The sequence below is a fragment of the Gilliamella sp. B2717 genome (genome assembly GCF_026536675.1).
GTDB lineage: Bacteria > Pseudomonadota > Gammaproteobacteria > Enterobacterales > Orbaceae > Gilliamella > Gilliamella apicola_I.
In genome coordinates this window covers 91,272-113,991 of the sequence record NZ_JAFNNQ010000003.1, presented here as the reverse complement: position 1 = coordinate 113,991, position 22,720 = coordinate 91,272, and the positions used below count along the sequence as shown (strand labels likewise).

Below are 22,720 nucleotides of genomic sequence, written 5' to 3'. Positions count from 1 at the left end.
ATATATGGACAAGCAACAAATTTTTGAACAAGTTCAATCTGCACTTGTACAACTTTTCGAATTATCGCCAGACGATATTAAACCCGAATCAAAACTTTTTGAAGAGTTAGATCTTGATAGTATTGATGCTGTTGATTTAGTCGTTCATCTACAAAAAAAGATTGGTAAAAAAGTTGATCCTGAGACATTTAAATCGGTAAGAACAGTCCAAGATGTTGTTGAAGCAGTAAACAAACTAGTTAATAATCAATAATAAAATAATAATATGAACAAAGTTAAGTCAATAATAAACAAGATAACCAATATTTTATTTGTCTTTTATCCATTTATTATTTACTTATCACTACACTACCAACATGTTGAATTAGCTATTTTTTATTTGATATTTTTATTTGTTTTTAGGTTAATCACATTACCAAAACTATTTTCAAATATTAAATGGCTAAGCATAGTTGTAACATGTTTTGGGTTATTGTTGACCGTAATTAGCTGGCTATTTTCAAAATATCAACTCCTACTGTTTTATCCGGTAGCCGTTAATTTGATATTTTTTATTGTATTTAGTTACTCATTAACTCAACCACAAACAATAATTGAAAAATTTGCCAGAATGAACAATCCACAATTACCCGATCAGGCTATACGTTATAAACGTAATGTGACTATTTTTTGGAGTCTATTTTTTATTTTTAATGGCTCTGTCGCCTTAATAACATGCTTACTTGAAAACATGTATTGGTGGACAATTTATAATGGCTTAATTAGCTACCTTTTAATCGGAATTTGTATGGGAATGGAATGGCTAATCCGTCAAAAATTTCAACGTTAAATCTATTATCACAGCAGTTACTGCGATCAGAACAAGAAGTTATCGCATTTAGACACAAACAACCTTTAACCGTTGCGGATCTTAAAACCAAAGTATTCGAAATTTGCCATGCATTAAAATACGATAATAACCAATTATGGGCATTATCAATGCATGATAGTTTTAATTTCGTAGCGGGATTATTGGCATTATTTTATTCAGGAAAACAGCCTCTACTTCTTAATCCATCTCATCAAGAGATGCGCCAATACTACACCGCTCTTTTAACCGATAACGAGCTAAATAGCAGTCAATTTATCGATAAGAAGATCATCAATATTAATCAATTACCATTAGCAAATTTTTGCAATGAAAAACAACAATTAACTTATGATTTTAAACAACAGACATTAACGCTCTTTACCTCTGGCTCAACGGGTCTGCCAAAACCAATTGAAAAATCGGTTTATCAGTTACAACATGAAATTGAAATACTTAATAAGGATTGGGGAAAAACAACTTATGATCTTGTCATTGCATCTGTGTCACATGAACACATGTATGGATTAACGTTTAAAATCATGTTATCACTGTGCTGTAAAATACCCTTTGTTTGTGAACCCGTGCTTTATCAAGAACATTTGGCAATATTCAAGCATAAACGTATTATTTACATCACAACCCCATCGATTATTAAAACGTTAGATAATCATTTACCCGTGATAAATTGTGATAAAGTGATTTCATCAGCAGGTAAATTAAGTTATCAAGAATCACAATTTTGTTTCGAAAATTTAGGCGTTTTACCAAATGAAATCTATGGTTCAAGTGAAACCGGTATTATCGCTACTCGACAACAAACCCAGCCGAATACGCCATGGACGCTTTTTTCTTCTATGCGAATTGAGTATGATCAACGTTGGCAACAAGCCATTTTATACACGCCATTATTAGATCAACCTGAAGTTCTGAATGATAAAATTAAAATAGTCAGTAATAAGTACTTTCATCTATCGGGACGGAAAGACAAAATAATTAAGATCTCTGAAAATCGAGTTTCACTTACCCATATAGAAAATAAAATTAATCAACTTAACGAAGTTGAACAGGTAATAATTATTCCATTAGAACAAAATAATCGAACAATACTTGGTGCCGTTATTCAATTAACGCCAAGCCATAAAAAACTTTTGCAAACCTACAGTCATTTAAAATTAACACAATATTTTCGACTTTTATTGAAAGATACATTATCATTAATTGAAATGCCCAAAAGATGGCGATTTGTTGAGTTTCTTCCTAAGAATTCTCAAGGAAAATCCAGTTACATTGAATTAAAAGCATTGTTTAATGCGTTAAAGAAGAATAATGAATAAAAAATATGTAAATGAAATAATAACCAATGTTAGCGAAATAGATCATTTGACTAAAACTGAAGCAAGCATTGAATTTACTGTTCCAGATGATCTTTTCTGGTTTAAAGGACACTTTCCGTCTCAACCATTATTACCGGGCGTTGTTCAACTAAACTGGGCGATTTATTATGCTAATCAAATCTTTGGTAAAAAATTTAATCTAATATCAATCGATCTTGTCAAATTTCAATGCCCTGTTTTGCCTAATGATCCTATTATTTTAAATTTAGTTTGGTATAAACAATCCAATAAACTTGAATTTAAATATACTATTACCAACAATGATAGTCATAAAGTTGCGAGTTCAGGAAAGCTAACCTTATGTCAGTAGCGTCATTACATCCAGCAACAGATTATTGCTTTGTTATTCCTTGTTATAATCATAGCCAAACGCTATCAGACGTACTTAAACGCATTGAATCTTATCAATTAACTTGTATTTTAGTCGATGATGGTAGCGACCCCGATGCAGCGCAGCAACTTAAACAAATCACGAGCCAATTTACTTGGGTAACCTTAATTCATTTACCGATTAATCAAGGTAAAGGAGCGGCGGTGATGGCTGGGTTCAATTATGCTTTAAATCAAGGCTATACCTATGCGATACAAATCGATGCAGACGGACAACATGATACCGACATTATTGCCGAATTGATTCATCAGTCACAATCAAATCCGTATGCACTTATCTCGGGTTGCCCTGTTTATGATAGCTCTGTTCCTAAACATCGGCTCATTGCCCGATATATTACTCATTTTTGGGTCTGGGTTGAAACCTTATCATTTTCAATTAAAGATAGCATGTGCGGATTACGTATCTATCCTTTGCAACAAACATGTAATTTAATTGCGCATTATCAAATTGGCAAAAGAATGGATTTTGATACAGATATTATGGTGAGGTTGTACTGGCAAGGTATGCCATCGATTTTTGTTCCTACTCAAGTCACTTATCCTAAAGATGGCATTTCACACTTTAAACCATTAAAAGATAATTTACTCATCACATGGATGCATACCCGATTATTTTTTGGTATGTTGCCACGTATCCCAACATTAATTAAACGAAACACATCCCAAAAGGCTTCACCGTCACATTGGTCACAGATAGAAGAAAGAAAAGGTCTTTGGGGAATCAAATTGATCCTCAAACTTTACCAAATTTTTGGTAAAAAAGTGGCAAAAACGATCATGTTTCCGGTTATAAGTTATTTTTGGTTAACCGGAAAAAAACAACGTCAAGCATCAAAAAACTATTTGCAACAAGTTAAACAATTTTATGAAAATGTCCCGTTAGTTGATAAAAAACAACTGACTTCTTTTCGGCATTTTCAGCGTTTTGGCGATTCACTCTTAGATAAATTAGCCAGCTGGCAAGGGGATATCAACATTCAAGATATTTATTCATCCAGCAAACAAATATTTTTCGATTTAATAAATGAAAAACAAGGCATAGTATTAATCTGCTCACATCTCGGTGACATAGAAATGTGCCGAGCCATTGCAGAATGTTCACATGATGTAAAAATTAATGCATTAGTGTTTAAAAAAAATGCCGCTCGATTTAACCAAGTATTAAAAGAAGTCAATCAAGCCTCAACCTTTAATTTAATTGAAGTTGATAGTTTAGGGCCAGATACAGCAATCTTACTTAAACAAAAGCTTGAAGCCGGTGAATGGGTCGCTATTGTGGGTGATAGAACATCAAGCAATCCTCACCAAAGAATTCAAGAAAACAGCGTAATCTGGGCTGATTTTTTGGGTAAACCAGCGCCATTTCCTAAAGGTAGTTTTGTTTTGGCATCAGCTTTAGGTTACCCTGTCTATTTAGTTTGGGGGCTGAAACCCAATGGGCGTTATCAAGTCTATTTAGAGCATTTTGCTGATAAACTGATTACATCAAGAAAAAATCGCCAAGCTGAACTTGAAATGATCATTCAAAATTATGCAAAAAGATTAGAACATTACTGTCTTTTATCCCCTTTAGACTGGTTTAATTTCTTTGATTTTTGGCAATTCAGTCAACCCGATCCCAATAAATTAAATATAAGAAATAAAAGCAATGAAAAATGATTTGAAATACAGCGTAACAATTGAATATACCACTTCATTCCATGATACAGATGCAATGGGAGTGGTATGGCATGGTAATTATCTAAAATTTTTTGAAAAAGCAAGAGAAGCCCTATTCCAAAAATTTAATTACGGTTATCAAGAAATGATCGACTCTGGCTATTTGTGGCCGATTGTTGATACACGAATAAAATACATATTGCCGTCGATAGCAGAACAAACATTAAAAATTGTTGCTACCTTGGTAGAATACGAACATCGGATAAAAATTAATTATCTCATTTTAGATGCTAAAACCGAAAAAAAAATGACATCGGGCTATACCATACAAGTTGCCGTCTCTGCTTCAACACAAGAAATGAGCTTTATCACCCCTCAAATTTTCTTAAATCAATTTGGATTATAAAAATGAATAAATTTATTGCGCTCCTATTGACTACCCTTGCAATATTTTTTTCAAGCCTAACTTACGCTATCACACTTAATGAACTGCAACACCAATTCAGTAAAAATGAGGTGATTCGAGCGGATTTTACGCAAAATCGTTATATAAATGGATTATCCAATCCGCTTCATTCAACCGGAAAGATGATTTTATCCCAAAAATGGGGATTATGGTGGCAACAACAAACACCCTTTACGATGACTTTGAAAATGAATAATCAAAGAATGGAGCAACGCATCGATGATCAAACGCCTCAAATTATTACCGCTGAAAATCAACCTCAATTATTCGAATTTAACCATTTGCTAACAGCTATTTTCACTGCTGATAAACAAAAGTTAGAAAATAACTTCATGATAAATTTGTCAGAACAAGAGCATCAATGGACACTTATCCTTACCCCCAAACTTGCGCCATTGAACAAAATATTTAAAGAGATAATTCTGACTGGTCATAAACATTTAAATACGATAACACTCAATGATATGCAACATGATAAAACAGTGATCACTTTTTCAAAACATCAAACGACTAATTTGACAGAACATGAACTATCATTATTCAAATAATTCAATGAAATCAAAAAAACGAGCTTTTTGGTGGCTGTTAGTCGTTATGGGTTTGATGCTTGCGCTCGGTTATCTTATTTTGAATAGCAAACTTAACAGTAGTGTCTTATCACTGTTACCTAAAGAACAAACTCACGATGTGCCGACAGAACTTATTAATGGATTTCAAGACAGGCTTGATAAACAATTGGTTTGGTTAATCAAACCGACAGATCCCCATAATTTAGCCCCCATAACATGGTGGTACCAAAATCTAAAACAACAGTCTTTCATCGCTCAAGTTAATGGGCTAATTGATGAAAATTTTCAGCAAAATTGGGGGACTTTTACTTATCAATATCGTTATCAATTATTGGATGCAAAAACCATTGAACGACTTAAAACTGGTACTCAATTTAGTTGGATTCAAAGCCAACTTTATTCGCCATTTAGTGGTGTTAGTGCAGCCGAACTTAACCACGATCCCTTATTACTTACCCGTTCATCTCAACTAAATCAACTAAGTGATACGCATCATTTAACCATAAAAAATAATTGGCTAGCAGCCCAAGATGCACAAGGTGACATTTGGTATATGATTTATGCTGAATTAAACGGTTCATCGTTTAATATGAACGCTTCACATCAAATGGTGACACAACTGAATTTGTTAGCTGAACAGTTAAAAACAAAGTGGCCTGATACTCAAATTTTAAAACGGGGCGTACTGTTCTATAGTGATCACGCAAGTACTGAGGCAAAAGCAGATATTACCACGATTGGCAGTTTATCCATTATTGGCATTATTATATTAATGATTACGGTATTCCGCTCTGTCAGACCTGTTTTTCTTTCATTGTTATCAATTTTTATTGGTATGATTTGTGGATTAGTTGCGGTTCTCTCCATATTTGGTGAAATTCATATTATGACACTTGTCATGAGTACCAGTATCATCGGCATCACAATTGACTATTCTTTGCATTATCTCACCGAGCGTTTGCTTCATGGCAACCGTGAATCAGCAATATGCAGTTTAAAAAAAATAATTTCTACATTGTCCATTGCATTATGCACCAGCTTTATTGCCTATCTTATTTTATTAATTGCCCCATTTCCTGGTTTAAAACAACTTTCTGTTTTTGCTGTATTTGGGTTAACCGGTGCATTTTTAACAGTCGTATGTTGGTATCCTTTTTTAGTTAAAAAATTACCTGTTCGTGAACAAGTTGGTCAACATTTATTAACATTTTGGCTTCAACTTTGGCAATCGAGCGTAATGCAATGGGGCATGGTTATTTTTGCGTTAATCTTTATTGCTTATGGATTAATACATTTAAAAGTTGATGATGATATTAGTAAATTACAAACTTTGCCAGCCGAACTACAACAACAGGAAAAACAGATAGTGAGTATTACACACCAATCAAACGAACAAAAGTGGTTTATTGTTTTTGGCGATAATACTCAGCAAACATTACAGCGGCTTGAAAATTTTATCCCGCAATTAGAACATGCAAAACAACAAGGCGTATTTGCACAATATCAAACAATTAATTTACCTTCTATTAAAAAACAGCAAAAAAATGTTGCGCTGATTCAGCAATATGCCCCTGAAATCCTAGCTTCATTGCAACAATTAGGTATTAATGCAAATCCACCAAACATTGTGCAACCTATTGATGTTATCACCCCCGAACAATGGCAACAAAGTGCAATTAGTCAAGGTAGAAAGTTACTCTGGTTAACATTAAAAGATGGGAAAAGTGCAACATTAATTCCCATTAGTGGTATTGAGCAATTAAGTGAACTTAAGGCGTTATCCAAACCAGATCAAGGTATTTATTGGTTAGATCGCCGTTCAGAATTTAATACCATGTTTACCCATTATCGAATCCATTTATCACAATTAATGGTTGGAGCCGTATTAATTATTTGTTTGTGCTTTATTTTTTATAATCTCAAACAAGGTTTAAAATTTGCGTTAAAAAGCACATTACCTACACTGTTATCAATTGGTATCGCGCTATCGGTACATGGTATAATAGGGCAAACAATAAATTTATTCTCAATGTTAGCACTGATTCTTGTCATTGGCATCGGTATCGACTATAGTCTATTTTTAAGTAATGATAAAAGCCAAACTCAAAGTGCACTATTGGCAGTGACTTTGGCTGCCTTAACAACATTATTATCGTTTGGTCTACTCATTATTAGCCATACTAGTGCAATTATGGGATTTGGTTTAGTTTTAACAAGTGGCATATTTGGCGCTTTTTTATTTGCTCCACTTGTTATAAGAAATAAAACATAAAACACAAATAAATAGAAATATCAGGAATTTTTGGATGAAGAAATATTTAGTTTTACTGATTTTAGCACTAACAACACTCATTTCAGCGTGCGCACATCAATCTGAACAACCAAAAGCTTGGTTAACTAAGCAAATTAATATCAAATTGCCATCGCCCAAATTTAATCAACCTTATCACGACCAACAACTTCTTAAATTTAAATACCACAATCACGAAAATTCAATTATTACGTTAGTGGATGCGAATCAAAATCAATTGAAAGTTGTGGCACTATCTGCATTAGGAGTGCGGCTATTTGAACTTGAATATGACGGAAAAAATGTTAAAACTAAACAGAACATTTTTGTTAAAGAACTGCCTCCTCCAGAGCAAGTTCTATCAGATATTTTGTTTAGCATTTTACCAACCAAAGAGTGGCAATCTTCATTACCGAAAGGTTGGATTCTGGTTGATAATGAATTTAACCGAATCTTATCAGATGATAAAAATGAACCTATACTGACCATAACTTATCAAGAAAAACTGTCTGATCAGATCCGCAAACCGATCCGAATTGAACATCAAATATTTGGATATCAAATTATTATACAAAGTATGGATACAGCTAAATGATATATATAGCGGCACTTGGTGCAATTAATGCTTTAGGTAATAACCTTACAGAGATAAAACAAAATTTAACAGAAAAATCTGGCGCCAGACACTGTCTGGTTGAAGAAAATCACTGGTTATTAAATGGTAAAAAAACCTGGTTAGGCAAAGTGAAAGACAACTTGCCTGATATTCCAGTACATTTATCCCAATATGGAACGCGCAATAATCAATTATTGTATGCAGCTTATTTACAAATTCAGCATGAAATTCATCAAACCATCAAAAAATACGGTACTCAACGTGTTGCTATCATAATGGGAACCAGCACATCGGGAATTCATGAAGGTGATATTTATATTAAACATTGTTTAACCAATAATAACCAACAAAACTTATTTACCTACAATCAGCAAGAATTGGGGGATCCTTCTTCGTTCCTTAAGGCTTTACTAAAATTACAAGGCCCAAGCTATACCATATCAACTGCTTGTACGTCGAGCGCAAGAGCAATTATCAGTGGTAAGCGACTTATTGAAGCAGGTATTGTTGATGCTGCAATAGTGGGCGGTGCAGATAGTCTTGGTAGAATGCCTATCAATGGTTTTAATGCCCTAGAAGCCCTATCAGAAAATCCTTGTATGCCTTTTGCCCAAAATCGTAATGGAATAAATATTGGTGAAGCAGGCGCAATATTTTTATTAACGAAAACTGAAACCAGTGACATTGCTGTTTTAGGTACTGGCGAATCCTCAGATGCTTATCATATATCTTCACCTCATCCCGAGGGCATTGGCGCTGAACAAGCGATGCAATTAGCGCTGGATGATGCCAAATTACAACCAAGCCAAATTGGTTATATTAATTTACATGGTACAGCAACCATATTGAATGATATCGCTGAAAGTAAAGCAGTCTACCGATTATTTAATCAAACATTACCACCCTGTAGCTCAACAAAACATCTGACCGGGCATACTTTAGGTAGTGCGGCTGCCACCGAATTAGCTATTAGTTATTTATTACTTGAACAAAATATTTATCTACCTAAACAAGATTTTTCAATATCGCAATATGATGAAAATCTGGATAAAATCAACATAGTTACTCAAGAAATGATGTTAAAAAAACCTATTATAATGTCAAATTCTTTTGCATTTGGAGGCAATAATACATCACTTATAATTGGAAAAGTTTAATGCAATATCATTTAGCAAGTTATTATTTACCACACGAAAAACCAATGGTCATGATTGAAAAGGTTCACTTTGTTGATGCACAGCAATGCATTTGCAGTGTTGAGGTAAATAAACAAGGCATACTATCCCCTTTTTTAAATGAAGATGATACGTTACCAAATTTTTATGCCATTGAGTTAATGGCTCAAACTATAGGTGTATGGAATGGTTATCATGGCATGGTGAGTGATAAAAAACCCACACTTGGTATGTTATTAGGCGGACGCGCAATTAAAAGTACGTTAAACGCCTTTCCATGCAATAGTCATTTAATGATTCATGCAAATTTGGTACTTAATGATGCCAAATTGGCTAATTTTGAATGCAAAATTATGATCAATCAAGAAATCGTTACAACCGGAAAATTAAATGTTTATGAACCAGATGAATGCGAATTAGACAATTTATTTGGTCAACAGCGATTTGGATAGGAGAAGAACAATAATGGAAAGAACAGTACTTGTCACTGGGGCAAGTAAAGGAATTGGTCAAGCGATTGCTTACAAACTTTCACAAGATGGTTTCACTATCGCCGTTCATTACCACAGTGATAAGCAAGGTGCACTTGATACTCTAGCTACCATTGAAAAATTGGGTGGTAAAGCACGTTTAATACAATTTGATGTCAGTAACCATTCGCAATGTCAACAAACGATTGAGCAAGATATTGCACTTAACGGCGCCTATTATGGTGTTGTGAACAATGCAGGAATCATACGAGATGGCGCCTTCCCTGCACTAACAGAAAATGATTGGAAAGATGTTATTCATACAGATCTCGACAGTTTTTATAATGTTCTTCATCCTTGTATTATGCCAATGATTGGACTACGCCGTGGCGGGCGTATTATTGTTATCTCATCTGTCTCTGGCATAGCAGGCAATCGAGGGCAAGTTAATTATAGCGCAGCAAAAGCGGGGGTAATCGGCGCAAGTAAAGCATTAGCACTTGAACTGGCTAAACGAAAAATCACTGTTAATTGTATTGCACCGGGATTAATTGATACTGGCATATTAGATATGGAGCCCATTGCACTGCAAGAAGCAATGAAAATGATTCCATTAAAACGAATGGGACAGGTTGAAGAAGTTGCGGGGCTTGCCAGCTATTTAATGTCAGATTTAGCGGGATATATCACACGCCAAGTCATTTCAATCAATGGAGGAATGATATGACCAAAAGAGTCGTTATAACTGGTATGGGTGGTGTCACGGCATTTGGCAATGACTGGTTAAGTGTACAAACAAATTTAAAGCAATTAAATAATGCCGTCAGATATATGCCTGAATGGGAAATTTATGACGGACTGCACACAAAATTGGGTGCCCCTATCGACAATTTTACCTTGCCAGAACATTATACCCGTAAAAAAACTCGCTCTATGGGTAGAGTGTCATTACTGTCGACCAAAGCAACAGAACTCGCGTTAGAAAAAGCAGGATTATTAGATGATCCAATCCTAACGAATGGTGAAACAGGTATCGCTTTTGGTTCTTCAACAGGAAGCACTCAGCCGGTTGCTGAATTTGCAACTATGTTAAACGAAAAACATACTAACAACATAACGGCGACTACCTATATACAAATGATGCCACACACAACAGCGGTAAACACCGGCTTGTTTTTTGGATTAAAAGGTAGATTGATAACAACCTCGAGTGCTTGTACTTCCGGAAGCCAAGCTATTGGATATGCTTATGAAGCCATTAAATACGGGATGCAAACTATTATGGTTGCTGGAGGAGCTGAAGAGTTATGCCCTTCCGAAGCTGCTGTATTTGATACTTTATTCGCAACAAGCCAATTAAACGATCAACCAAAAAAATCACCACGACCTTATGATCGGGATAGAGACGGACTAGTTATTGGTGAAGGAGCCGGTGCACTTATACTTGAAGAGTATGAACATGCCAAAGCCCGAGGTGCTAAAATATATGGTGAAATTATCAGTTTTAAAACCAATTGCGATGCTAGTCATATCACACAACCACGCCAAGAAACCATTCAAATTTGTATGGAAGAAGCGTTAAAACAAGCCAAATTAGATCCTAAACAAATTGGTTACATTAGTGCACACGGAACAGCAACAGCCAGAGGCGATATAGCCGAAAGTAATGCTGTTGCCAATATCTATGGTAACCAAACCCCAATATCGTCATTAAAAAGCTATTTTGGACATACACTTGGGGCTTGTGGTGCAATTGAAGCTTGGTTATCTGTCGAAATGATGCATAGTGGTTGGTTCAACCCAACTATTAACCTTGAAAATGTCGATCCTGCTTGTGGTGACTTGGATTATATTGTTGGTTCAGGTCGAAATTTGGATATTGAATATATGCAAACCAATAATTTTGCTTTTGGCGGTATCAACACTTCAATTATTATTAAACGTATTTAGTTTTTTCTAAAAATAACAACTGTATAACTTAATTACAGTTGTTATTTTCTAGGGGAAGTAATTAATACTCCGTTTCAAGCGAATAAAAAGGGCATTACAGGCCATTTCCTTGCCTGAAAAACAATCTTTCAACGCTTTTTACCACATTTTTTGAGATTTTCTCAGAAAGTTTTTGTCTACGTTGATAACTGACAGAAATAATCTTATGCGAATCTAAATGAGATAAAATAAAATCATCACTGGTACTGATTTCATCCACCAAGCCTTTATCTTTCGCTTGTGTTGCAAACCAGTGTTCACCCGTTGCCACTTGATCGATATCGATATTGGGACGATACTCTTTAACAAAATCTTTAAATAACAGATGAGTTTCTTCAAGTTCTTGTTTGAATTTTTGGCGACCTTCATCAGTGTTTTCACCAAACATAGTTAACGTCCGTTTATACTCCCCTGCTGTTTGTAACTCAATATCCACATCATGCTTTTTAAGTAAGCGATTAAAGTTAGGAATCTGAGCAACCACGCCAATCGAACCAACGATAGCAAAAGGTGCTGCAACAATTTTATTAGCGGTACATGCCATCATATATCCACCACTCGCGGCCACTTTATCAACGACAGCAGTAAAAGGAATATTACGAGTTCTGAAACGTAATAACTGTGACGCAGCTAATCCATAACCATGTACAACACCACCAGGACTTTCAAGTTTAATCACAACTTCATCTTCAGGTTTAATAATCGCTAATACCGCCGTAATTTCTTGACGTAATTCTTCAACTTCGTGCGCATCCATACTACCATTAAAAGATAACACAAATAGTTTGGGTTTGGTCTTTTCGTCCGTTTGGTTAATGGTCTGTGAATCAGGCGAATCTTCGGAGATCCCTGCTTTAGGCTGTTCGCCCGCTTTTTCCTGTTTCTTTTTTTGCTTAGCGGCTAATTTTGCCTGTTTCTTCTCAAGCTTTTTCTGTTTTTTGAGATCTTTCATAAACTGCTTAGCTTCGAGCTCGTCCATGCTCGACATTAACATTTCATCTTTAACTTGTTCATACTCTTGACTGACATCTTTTACCGATAAGCGACCAGCAATCGTTGCCGATTTGCGACGCTGACTTAATATGAAGATCAGCACGGCTAAAATTGCAACAACAACAGTAGCTGTTTCAGCTAAGAAAAGAGAATATACTGAAAACCAATTCATTTAATAATTATCCTTTGATTGAATATTTTATTTATTATAACAATATAATTGAGGATTGTGCCGAAAATCAACAAAGATAAAAATTGTCGCTTTATTCGGCAATTCAAATTATTTATACTGTTAGCCCAATTTATTGTTATATGAGAACGAATATGTCTTTACGCCCAATTACCGAAATTGCCAATCACTGTAATATACCTGAAGAATTTATCCTTCCTTATGGTAAACATGTAGCCAAGATCGATTTATCCATTATCAAAGAAAATCAAAACAAAACAACAGGCAAATTGGTACTTGTTACTGCTATTACGCCAACTCCCCTTGGAGAAGGTAAAACGGTCAATACCATTGGGCTAAGTGAAGGATTGAATTACTTAGGCAAAAAAGCGATTGCTTGCATTCGTCAACCCAGTCTTGGACCGGTATTTGGCGTAAAAGGTGGCGCAGCCGGTGGTGGGCAAGCCGAAGTATTACCGATGGAGACATTAAATTTACATTTAACGGGTGATATCCATGCGATAACAGCAGCGCATGATTTAGCATCGGCAGCATTAGATTCACGACTTTATCACGAAGATCGTCTTGGTGATGAATTCACAAACGAAACGGGATTACCTCGTTTAAATATTGATATTCATCGCATTGTTTGGAAACGCGTCATTGATCATAACGATCGAGCATTACGTAAAATCACTGTTGGCGTCGGTGGTGGTGTAAATGGCGTTGAACGACAAGATGGATTCGAAATTACCGCTGCTTCGGAGCTTATGGCAATTTTAGCTTTAGCTTCGGATTTACAAGATATGCGTGAACGCATTGGACGTATTATTTTAGCTTATAATACTAATGGTGAACCAATAACGGCTGAACAACTTGAAGTTGCAGGTGCAATGACAGTCCTACTTAAAAATGCCATTAACCCAAATCTGATGCAAACTGTCGAAAATACACCGGTTTTAATTCATGCCGGCCCTTTTGCCAATATTGCGCATGGTAACTCTTCTGTTATTGCGGATCGCATTGCATTAAAACTTGCTGACTATGTGGTGACTGAAGCAGGATTTGGATCGGATATGGGGATGGAAAAATTCTTCAATATCAAATATCGCCAAGCAGGAATCAAAGCTGATTGTGTTGTATTGGTAGCAACTGTACGAAGTTTAAAATCTAACAGTGGTAAATATAACATTAAGCCGGGTCAACCCATTCCAAAAGAGATATCGGAATCTAATGTTGAATTACTTGAAATTGGCGCAGCTAACTTGGCATGGCATATTAATAATGCCAAAAATTATGGTTTACAAGTCATTGTAGCTATAAATCGCTTTCCACATGATAGCGAAGAAGAACTTGCTTTCTTACAAAAATACGCGGTTGAACATGGCGCATTGGCGTGTGAAATTAGTGAAGTCTTTACACAAGGTGGTAAAGGTGCTGAAAAACTGGCTGAGCATGTTATCAAAGCTTGCGCTATGCCGAGTAAAATTCAATTGCCCTACCCAGATAACATGCCATTGATTGATAAGATTCAAACTATGGTAAAAAAATATGGTGCTAACAAAGCAAATTTATCAGCTAAAGCATTGGAAAACATTAAAGAGATCGAAGCATTGAAACTGGATCATCTGCCACTTTGTATTGCTAAAACACCTATGTCAATTAGTGCTGATGCCAACTTAAAAAATGTCCCGACTAACTTTGATGTCGATATCAGTCATTTAGCCATATCCGCTGGTGCTGGTTTTATTCGAGTTTATGCAGGAAACGTCATGACCATGCCAGGACTTGGTACCAATCCAGCATATAGGCAAATTGATATTGACAAAGATGGTAATATTATAGGTTTAAGCTAATGCAAGAAGTGATTATGCAAACCAAACAACAATATAAAGCATTTATAGATGAACAAAACTGTATTGGCTGTGGCAAATGTATTCGCGTTTGTCCAACCGATGCAATTGTTGGCAGTAAACAAGTTTTACATACCATTTTGCCACAATTATGTACCGCATGTAGTAATTGTATTAATACCTGCCCAACGGACTGTATTACTTTAAGCACATTAGGCGTGAGACTAAGTGACGCAGAAGAGTTACAGTTAACGCAGAAAAAGCAGCAACGGCTCAATCACAATCAGTTAGTTCCACCGACAATATTATTTCCTCGCACTGTGCCAGCAAGTAATACTCAAAATGTAGTAAACCAAACCGATCGAAAACAGTCGATTGCTGACGCGATTGCCAGAGTAAAAGCCAAAAAAAACCTCGCTAAGTAGCGAGGTTTTTATTTAAGACTCAATGCCAACCAATTATTCATTCGGTTAACATCAAACATGTATTAGTCTTTATTGCCACTTCTGAATGCTCGTTTACGATCATTTTCAGTTAAATGACGTTTACGAATACGAATCGATAATGGTGTAACTTCGACTAATTCATCATCATCAATAAACTCTAATGCTTGTTCTAATGACATCTTAACAGGTGGTGAAAGCGTTGTCGCTTCATCAGTACCTGACGCACGCATATTGGTTAATTTTTTACCTGTTAAACAGTTAACCGTTAAATCATTTGATCGAGTATGAATACCAATAATTTGACCTTCATAAACTTCAGCACCATGACCTAAGAATAATTTACCACGATCTTGCAAACTATAAAGCGCATACGCTAATGCTTTACCCGTACCGTTCGAAATCATTACCCCGTTATTACGTTGTCCAATTTCACCCGGACGCACATCATCATAATGACTGAATGTAGAATAAAGTAAACCAGTACCCGAGGTCATTGTCATAAATTCAGTTCTAAAACCGATAAGACCACGGCTTGGAATCACATAATCTAAACGTACACGTCCTTTGCCATCAGGTAACATATTAGTTAAATCACCTTTACGTAAACCAAGTGCTTCCATCACTGAACCTTGATGCTGCTCTTCAATATCAAGCGTCACTTGTTCAAATGGTTCTTGTTTTTTACCGTCAATGTCACGATAAATAACTTTCGGGCGTGATACCCCTAATTCATAACCTTCACGACGCATATTTTCGATTAATACTGATAAATGCAATTCACCTCGACCAGATACTCTAAATGCATCCGGATCTGGCGTTTCTTCTACACGAAGCGCAACATTATGCACGAGTTCTTTTCTTAAACGTTCCAAAATTTGACGTGAAGTGACATATTTACCTTCTTTACCGGCAAAAGGTGAACTGTTGACATTAAAGAACATCGTTACAGTTGGTTCATCAACACTTAAAGCAGGTAAAGCTTCAACACAACTATTATCACAAATCGTATCAGAAATACCTAACTCACCTAATCCGGTTAAAGCAATAATATCACCAGCTTCAGCAACTTCTGCTTCATAACGTTGCAAGCCTAAATGACCTAAAACTTGCCCTACTTTACCCGTTCGTTTATTCCCTTCACTATCAATAATAGTGACTTGTTGATTTGGTTTTACACGACCTCGTTTAATGCGACCAATGCCTATAACGCCAACATAATTATTATAATCAAGTTGTGAAATTTGCATTTGGAATGGGCCGTCTAAATCAACTTTCGGTGGCTCAACATATTTTACAATCGCTTCGAATAATGGCGTCATATCTTCAGCCATATTTTCATGGTCAAGCCCTGCGATTCCCATTAAAGCTGAAGCATAAACAATCGGAAAATCTAATTGTTCATCAGTCGCACCTAAATTGACAAACAAGTCAAACACTTGATCGACAACCCAATCAGGACGCGCACCCGGACGGTCAACTTTATTAATAACAACGATTGGTTTTAAACCATGAGCAAACGCTTTTTGTGTCACAAAACGTGTTTGTGGCATTGGGCCGTCCATTGCATCAACCAGCAATAGCACAGAATCCACCATAGACATAACACGTTCAACTTCACCACCAAAATCAGCATGTCCTGGGGTGTCAACAATATTTATACGGTAACCATTCCAGTCAATCGCTGTGTTTTTAGCTAAAATGGTAATACCACGCTCTTTTTCAAGCGCATTTGAATCCATTATTCGCTCGTTATCGTCACCACGCAAATTATCAAGCGTACCTGACTGTTTCAACAATTTATCAACCAAAGTTGTTTTACCATGGTCAACGTGAGCAATAATGGCTATGTTTCTTAAATTTTCAATCACAATTAAAATCCCAATTAGGAGACAGATTCTTTAGGCGCAATATTGTACACCTTTTTGATCCAAATGTTGATCTATATCATAAAGTTTCTTTAAAAGAGTGCAATAAATTGATAACCATTTAGAATTTTTAAATTATATTACAAAAAATTAGATTATTAACACACTTCGGCATAAAACTGATCAGCAAACTCTTCTACTTTTGACCAATCTGTATATTCAATCATGGGTTTACTTACATCGGTATCACCTTTTCCAAGCCACATAATAAAACGGATCATATTACGGTCAAACCAATTATATTGTGGATAATAAAGTGCCCCAGCAAAGACAGCTTTGATGGTCGGTTTCCATAATATTTTAGCTAAAAACTTTCTGGTATATAAATTGGTTTCAGGGGTATTTTTATTAGGCTTTCTTGCCACCATATTCACCCCAAAAAATCCAGACTTTATTTGATTTAATTGCTGATAATGAGCATCAATAAATTTTTTCATTATTTTACTGTAAAAACCATAACGAATTGAACTTCCAAGTAGCACAGCTTGATAGGGTGTTAAATCGATTTTGGTATCCGGTAATAACTCAATCACGTCACAATCACACTTGTGACCCAAACGATTTTTTATTCGCTCCATGATTTTGAGTGTTTGTTTTTCGTGCGTAGTATAAAGTAACAAGACTTTAATAGCAGTGGTCATAACATTGCCTCTTTATTTTAAATATCGACTAATTATCAATATTACTTTTTTTATGATAAAAATTAACAAATTCGGGATGATTTCATGCAAAACTTTGATTATAGTATTAAGCTAATTTAACCAGACCGGAACTGAATATGACGATTTCACCTCCAAAACTGAGTGCAATTATTTTGGCGGCAGGAAAAGGCACACGGATGTATTCCAACCTTCCTAAAGTTTTACACAAAATCGGCGATAAACCGATGTTACAACATGTTATTGATACTGTTCAACAACTTAATCCCCATCATATCAATATTATCTACGGACATGGCAAAGATCAGCTTGAAAAGGCACTGGAAAATCAATCTGTAAATCTTGTTTTTCAAGCTGAGCAACTTGGAACAGGACACGCAGTCCAGCAAGCCATACCTTATATTCAAGATGAAGAAGATATTTTGATTTTATATGGTGATACGCCACTTATATCGGTTCAAACATTGCAAACTTTAATTAACAATAAACCCAAACAAGGTATTGCACTGTTAACCGTTAAACTGGATGATCCAACTGGTTATGGACGTATTGAGCGTAGAAATGGCAAAGTGACCGCCATTGTTGAACAAAAAGATGCCACGCCAGAACAGCAAAAAATTAATGAAATTAATACGGGCATTATGATCGTAACAGGAAAACTATTGAAAAACTGGTTATCTCGTTTAACCAATCATAATGCACAAAAAGAGTACTATCTCACAGATATTATCAATTTTGCTTATCAAGATGGATATGACATTATTACTGCTCACCCTATTGAACAATTTGAAGTTGAGGGAGTTAATAATCGTCTACAATTGGCCACGCTAGAGCGCCACTATCAACAGCAACAAGCAAAATGCTTACTTAACGCAGGCGTGACTCTACTTGATCCCGAGCGATTTGACTTACGAGGCACTCTTTCACATGGTATGGATGTCACCATTGATTGTAACGTCATTATCAAGGGTAATGTCAAATTAGGGAATAACGTCTTTATCGGTGCTGGATGTATCTTAAAAGACTGCATCATTGGCGATAATAGTGAAATTAGTCCTTATAGCATAATTGAAGATTCAATCATTGCTGAACAATGTACGATAGGGCCTTTTGCTCGATTACGTCCAGGCTCAAAACTCGATGAAAAGGCACATGTCGGCAACTTTGTTGAACTTAAAAAAGCCCATTTAGGCAAAGCCAGTAAAGCGGGTCATTTAAGTTACCTTGGAGATAGTGAAATAGGGAGTAACGTTAATATCGGTGCAGGCACTATCACTTGTAATTATGATGGTGCAAACAAATTTGAAACCATTATTGAAGACGATGTCTTTGTTGGCTCTGATACACAGTTAATTGCCCCTGTGAAAATTGGGAAAGGCGCAACCATTGCAGCAGGAACAACGGTTACTAGCAACGTGGGGGACAATGAACTTGTGGTAAGTCGTGTTAAACAAAGGCAAATTAGTGGCTGGAAGCGACCTACAAAATCAAAATAGCGAGGAGTAAACTGTGTGTGGAATTGTCGGTGCCATTGCTAACCGTGATGTAGCAGAAATTCTGTTAGAAGGCTTAAAACGATTAGAGTATCGGGGTTATGATTCGGCTGGTCTTGCCATTATATCGCCTCAAGGTGAATTACAAAGAGTAAGGCGAGTTGGAAAAGTCAATAAACTGAAAGAAGCACTTGATAGCAAACCATTAAAAGGCTCGATAGGCATTGCGCATACACGTTGGGCTACACATGGTGAACCGACAGAACTCAATGCGCATCCCCATATTTCCGATTATATTGCCGTTGTTCATAATGGTATTATTGAAAACTATGAACCACTCCGTGAAAAGTTGATTGCTAAAGGCTATCAATTTCGCTCAGAAACAGATACGGAAGTTATTTCCCACTTAGTTCACGATATTATTTCAACTGATAATTGTTCATTAATTAATGCGGTAAAAAAAGCCATACCTTTACTACGAGGAGCTTATGGTACCGTAATTATGGACATACGAAATCCTGACCAACTTGTGGCGGCTCGTTCCGGTAGCCCGTTAGTAATTGGTTGTGGTATCGCCGAGCATTTTATTGCCTCAGATCAACTTGCTTTATTACCCGTGACCAATCAGTTTATCTATTTAGAAGAAGGTGATATTGCACTGATTACACACAAAACCGTTTCTATATTTGATAAAAATAACAATCAAGTTAAGCGCCCATTTGTCACATCTGATGTTAAATATGATGCAGGAAGTAAAACAGGCTATAACCATTACATGCAAAAAGAGATATACGAACAACCTAATGCAATTAAAAATACATTGGAAGGTCGTATACAGCATGGCAAAGTCAATTTATCCGAATTAGGCGAACAATCTAACACGATACTTAAGCAAGTTGAGCATATCCAAATTGTTGCTTGCGGTACCGCGTATAATGCTGGTATGGTTGCTCGCTATTGGTTTGAAGCATTAGCAGGGATTCCTTGTGATGTTGAAATAGCCTCAGAATTTCGCTATCGTAAACCTGCTAAGCGTAAAAATAGTTTATTTATTTCACTATCTCAATCGGGTGAAACCGCTGATACACTTGCCGCATTAAGGTTAGCAAAAGAAAATCACTATTTAAGCACCTTAGCCATATGTAATGTCGCTGCTTCAACGTTAGTACGTGAAGCCGAACTGGTATTATTAACCAAAGCAGGGGTTGAAATTGGTGTAGCTTCAACGAAAGCATTTACCACTCAATTGACTGTATTACTACTACTTGTTGCAAAATTAGGTCGATTAAATCAGATGGCTCAAAGTACGGAACAAGCAATTGTCCATGCTCTTCAAACCTTGCCCAATCGTATTGAACAAGTACTCATTGCGGAACCGAAAATCAAAAAACTGGCCGAACAATTTGTTAATAAACATCATGCGCTCTTTTTAGGGCGTGGCGAGCAATACCCGATTGCCATGGAAGCATCATTAAAATTAAAAGAGATCTCTTATATCCATGCAGAAGCTTATGCAGCAGGTGAATTAAAACATGGGCCTTTAGCCCTTATTGATGCCGATATGCCCGTCATTGTGATGGCTCCCACAAACGACATGCTAGAAAAGTTAAAATCAAATATTGAAGAAGTTCGGGCTCGGGGCGGTCAACTTTATGTTTTTGCCGAACAAGATGCAGGATTTATAAGCGATGATACAATGCATATCCTTAACCTGCCTTATATTGAAGAGTTAACGGCACCTATCTACTACACGGTACCAACCCAATTGCTTGCTTACCATGTAGCTTTAATCAAAGGCACAGACGTTGATCAACCTCGTAATTTGGCAAAATCGGTGACTGTTGAATAGCTTTTTAAATATATTATCTAACAGTCTTAAATTCCAAATTGACCTATCAGACAAGCCTCTTTTTTTAACGAGTTTAAATAACCCAATATTATCCTTAGACTGATTGGATTAAGTAAAAATTGATTAATTCAAATAATTATTCCCACGATTGAAAATTAAATTTTTACCTATAATTAACGAATAATTTAAATTTTCGTTGACTTTAAAAATTTAATAACTTAGCATTTATTTTACTTTGTTAACATTTTATTTACGCATTAATTATAAGAAGCTGTTATTCATATAAAAAAAATGCTATACACCCCTAAACTCAATGGGTCTCAAATAAATGACCTTACCGAAAAATGAGATAAATTTAGTTAACGGTAGTCGTCGAGGAGTCATTAAAGATGGTTATCAAATTTCAAGGGGAAAAAGGTATAGATAAGTGGCATTATGATATTAGTATCTGCACGTCATGGTAAATTCTAACTGAGTTTCACTAATATTTATGCAGTAATATAAACTTTTACTGCATAATTTTTTGTCATACAAATTATAGAACAGTTAAAATGAAAAAAATATTATTAAGTGTAGTTTTTTTTGCAATAATTCCATTTTTATCACAATCCCAAGAATTAGAATGGTTCTTAGATGAAGATGAGCAAGGTCTACTATTTATAGCATTAAAAATTAATGATCTTGATGAAGAACTTGTATGTATACTAGATACAGGAACTACAGAGGTCTTAAATTTACCAATAGATACTATTAATAAAATAGAAGATAAAGTTGAAAAAGATGATAAACGAAAGCGTACTGATATACTAGGCAACTTCCAATATTCTCGTCAATTTATGTTACGAAACGTTAAAATTAATAATTTATTTTATGAAAAATTAGAAATTGAAGAGTATAAACCTTGGGGAGCTATTTTAGATATAAATACTGGAGAGAAAAAAGCAAAAAAAGAGCAAAATTTTGATTATCAACATGTTGCAGTAGCTGGTTTAGGCTTTTTTGTAAATAAAGTCGTTACTTTTGATATCATAAGTAACAAACTCATTTTATCTGATAATTTTACAAAACAAATTGAAAACGATTGGTTAGAAATACCTTTCACTAAAGGTTCAAAAGGACATTTAATATTAAATGCTAATGATGATGTCAAAAGTTATGCATTAATATTCGATACTGGTGCAGGAAAAAATATAATTAGTTCTAAAAAACTTTCTAATAACAAAGAATTAATAAAATTAAAGGAGTTTCCTTTTTATATTACGGAACTATCTTTTGTCGATATTCCTAATTTCAAAGATGATTTTATAGTACTTGATGGGTTAACTGATGATTTGCCTGCTGATGGCATACTTGGCAATGATTTTTTATATAGTTATATCGTTAAGATTGATTTTAAAAATCAGAAAATGTGGATAAAACCTCAACCGGAAGAATAATATATCGCAAATTTACGGTATTTAAA

General features: G+C 35.5%; 21 protein-coding genes. 18 read left to right on the top strand and 3 right to left on the bottom strand.

The window, feature by feature from the left end; translation table 11 throughout:
* Window positions 1–4: 4 nt before the first annotated feature.
* The 13 genes from J3U35_RS01685 to J3U35_RS01625 all read left to right on the top strand — a co-directional run bounded on the left by J3U35_RS01685 (window position 5) and on the right by J3U35_RS01625 (window position 11,832).
* Window positions 5–253: an acyl carrier protein gene (locus tag J3U35_RS01685; protein WP_267351635.1), complete on the top strand. Its 249-nt coding sequence runs from the start codon at window positions 5–7 to the stop codon at window positions 251–253.
* 222 nt (window positions 254–475) lie between these two features.
* Window positions 476–829 (top strand): hypothetical protein, encoded by a 354-nt coding sequence (locus J3U35_RS01680; RefSeq protein WP_267351637.1) that lies wholly within the window; start codon window positions 476–478, stop codon window positions 827–829.
* Window positions 799–2,184, top strand: coding sequence for an AMP-binding protein (locus tag J3U35_RS01675; protein WP_267359129.1), 1,386 nt, complete (start codon window positions 799–801; stop codon window positions 2,182–2,184). Before J3U35_RS01680 ends, J3U35_RS01675 begins: the two co-directional genes overlap by 31 nt.
* The gene (locus J3U35_RS01670) at window positions 2,177–2,554 is read left to right on the top strand and encodes a 3-hydroxyacyl-ACP dehydratase FabZ family protein (RefSeq protein ID WP_267359127.1); all 378 of its coding nucleotides are present in this window, start codon (window positions 2,177–2,179) and stop codon (window positions 2,552–2,554) included. Before J3U35_RS01675 ends, J3U35_RS01670 begins: the two co-directional genes overlap by 8 nt.
* A complete protein-coding gene (locus J3U35_RS01665; RefSeq protein WP_267359126.1) occupies window positions 2,545–4,296 on the top strand; it encodes a glycosyltransferase family 2 protein in 1,752 nt (583 codons plus the stop codon). The genes J3U35_RS01670 and J3U35_RS01665 overlap by 10 nt, the downstream gene beginning before the upstream one ends.
* Window positions 4,286–4,702 carry an acyl-CoA thioesterase gene (locus J3U35_RS01660; RefSeq protein WP_267359124.1) on the top strand — a complete coding sequence of 139 codons (417 nt, stop codon included), beginning with the start codon at window positions 4,286–4,288 and terminating at the stop codon, window positions 4,700–4,702. The genes J3U35_RS01665 and J3U35_RS01660 overlap by 11 nt, the downstream gene beginning before the upstream one ends.
* 2 nt (window positions 4,703–4,704) lie before the next feature.
* Window positions 4,705–5,310 carry an outer membrane lipoprotein carrier protein LolA gene (locus J3U35_RS01655; RefSeq protein ID WP_267359122.1) on the top strand — a complete coding sequence of 202 codons (606 nt, stop codon included), beginning with the start codon at window positions 4,705–4,707 and terminating at the stop codon, window positions 5,308–5,310.
* A gap of 4 nt (window positions 5,311–5,314) precedes the next feature.
* Window positions 5,315–7,603, top strand: a complete 2,289-nt coding sequence (locus J3U35_RS01650; RefSeq protein ID WP_267359120.1) for an MMPL family transporter — start codon at window positions 5,315–5,317, stop codon at window positions 7,601–7,603.
* 34 nt (window positions 7,604–7,637) lie between these two features.
* A complete protein-coding gene (locus J3U35_RS01645; RefSeq protein WP_267351650.1) occupies window positions 7,638–8,216 on the top strand; it encodes a DUF3261 domain-containing protein in 579 nt (192 codons plus the stop codon).
* Entirely contained in the window at window positions 8,213–9,394 is a 1,182-nt protein-coding gene (locus tag J3U35_RS01640; RefSeq protein WP_267359118.1) for a beta-ketoacyl-[acyl-carrier-protein] synthase family protein, read from the top strand. Before J3U35_RS01645 ends, J3U35_RS01640 begins: the two co-directional genes overlap by 4 nt.
* Window positions 9,394–9,864 carry a 3-hydroxy-fatty acyl-ACP dehydratase gene (locus J3U35_RS01635; RefSeq protein WP_267351654.1) on the top strand — a complete coding sequence of 157 codons (471 nt, stop codon included), beginning with the start codon at window positions 9,394–9,396 and terminating at the stop codon, window positions 9,862–9,864. Before J3U35_RS01640 ends, J3U35_RS01635 begins: the two co-directional genes overlap by 1 nt.
* 13 nt (window positions 9,865–9,877) lie before the next feature.
* Window positions 9,878–10,609 carry a 3-ketoacyl-ACP reductase FabG2 gene (locus J3U35_RS01630; protein WP_267351656.1) on the top strand — a complete coding sequence of 244 codons (732 nt, stop codon included), beginning with the start codon at window positions 9,878–9,880 and terminating at the stop codon, window positions 10,607–10,609.
* Window positions 10,606–11,832, top strand: coding sequence for a beta-ketoacyl-ACP synthase (locus J3U35_RS01625; protein ID WP_065559102.1), 1,227 nt, complete (start codon window positions 10,606–10,608; stop codon window positions 11,830–11,832). Before J3U35_RS01630 ends, J3U35_RS01625 begins: the two co-directional genes overlap by 4 nt.
* A gap of 94 nt (window positions 11,833–11,926) precedes the next feature.
* On the opposite strand, the gene sohB is transcribed toward J3U35_RS01625, so the two are convergent.
* A complete protein-coding gene (gene sohB / locus J3U35_RS01620) occupies window positions 11,927–13,036 on the bottom strand; it encodes a protease SohB (RefSeq protein ID WP_267359114.1) in 1,110 nt (369 codons plus the stop codon).
* A 152-nt stretch (window positions 13,037–13,188) separates the two neighbouring features.
* Here sohB and J3U35_RS01615 point away from each other — a divergent pair, with 152 nt between their 5' ends.
* Both J3U35_RS01615 and J3U35_RS01610 read left to right on the top strand, forming a co-directional pair.
* Window positions 13,189–14,889, top strand: coding sequence for a formate--tetrahydrofolate ligase (locus tag J3U35_RS01615; protein ID WP_267359112.1), 1,701 nt, complete (start codon window positions 13,189–13,191; stop codon window positions 14,887–14,889).
* Window positions 14,889–15,311: an RnfABCDGE type electron transport complex subunit B gene (locus J3U35_RS01610; protein WP_220216642.1), complete on the top strand. Its 423-nt coding sequence runs from the start codon at window positions 14,889–14,891 to the stop codon at window positions 15,309–15,311. Before J3U35_RS01615 ends, J3U35_RS01610 begins: the two co-directional genes overlap by 1 nt.
* A 62-nt stretch (window positions 15,312–15,373) precedes the next feature.
* Here the strand turns inward: J3U35_RS01610 and typA are convergent, their stop codons facing one another.
* A complete protein-coding gene (gene typA / locus J3U35_RS01605) occupies window positions 15,374–17,200 on the bottom strand; it encodes a translational GTPase TypA (RefSeq protein WP_065559098.1) in 1,827 nt (608 codons plus the stop codon).
* Window positions 17,201–17,355: 155 nt separating this feature from the next.
* A complete protein-coding gene (gene hemG, locus J3U35_RS01600; RefSeq protein ID WP_220216641.1) occupies window positions 17,356–17,898 on the bottom strand; it encodes a menaquinone-dependent protoporphyrinogen IX dehydrogenase in 543 nt (180 codons plus the stop codon).
* 137 nt (window positions 17,899–18,035) lie between these two features.
* On the opposite strand from hemG, the gene glmU reads away from it, so the two are divergent.
* The 3 genes from glmU to J3U35_RS01585 all read left to right on the top strand — a co-directional run bounded on the left by glmU (window position 18,036) and on the right by J3U35_RS01585 (window position 22,694).
* Window positions 18,036–19,412 carry a bifunctional UDP-N-acetylglucosamine diphosphorylase/glucosamine-1-phosphate N-acetyltransferase GlmU gene (glmU, locus tag J3U35_RS01595; RefSeq protein ID WP_267359108.1) on the top strand — a complete coding sequence of 459 codons (1,377 nt, stop codon included), beginning with the start codon at window positions 18,036–18,038 and terminating at the stop codon, window positions 19,410–19,412.
* Between the two features lie 13 nt (window positions 19,413–19,425).
* Window positions 19,426–21,258 carry a glutamine--fructose-6-phosphate transaminase (isomerizing) gene (gene glmS / locus J3U35_RS01590; RefSeq protein WP_267359106.1) on the top strand — a complete coding sequence of 611 codons (1,833 nt, stop codon included), beginning with the start codon at window positions 19,426–19,428 and terminating at the stop codon, window positions 21,256–21,258.
* Window positions 21,259–21,809: 551 nt separating this feature from the next.
* Window positions 21,810–22,694 (top strand): hypothetical protein, encoded by an 885-nt coding sequence (locus J3U35_RS01585; protein ID WP_267359104.1) that lies wholly within the window; start codon window positions 21,810–21,812, stop codon window positions 22,692–22,694.
* Window positions 22,695–22,720 lie beyond the last annotated feature (26 nt).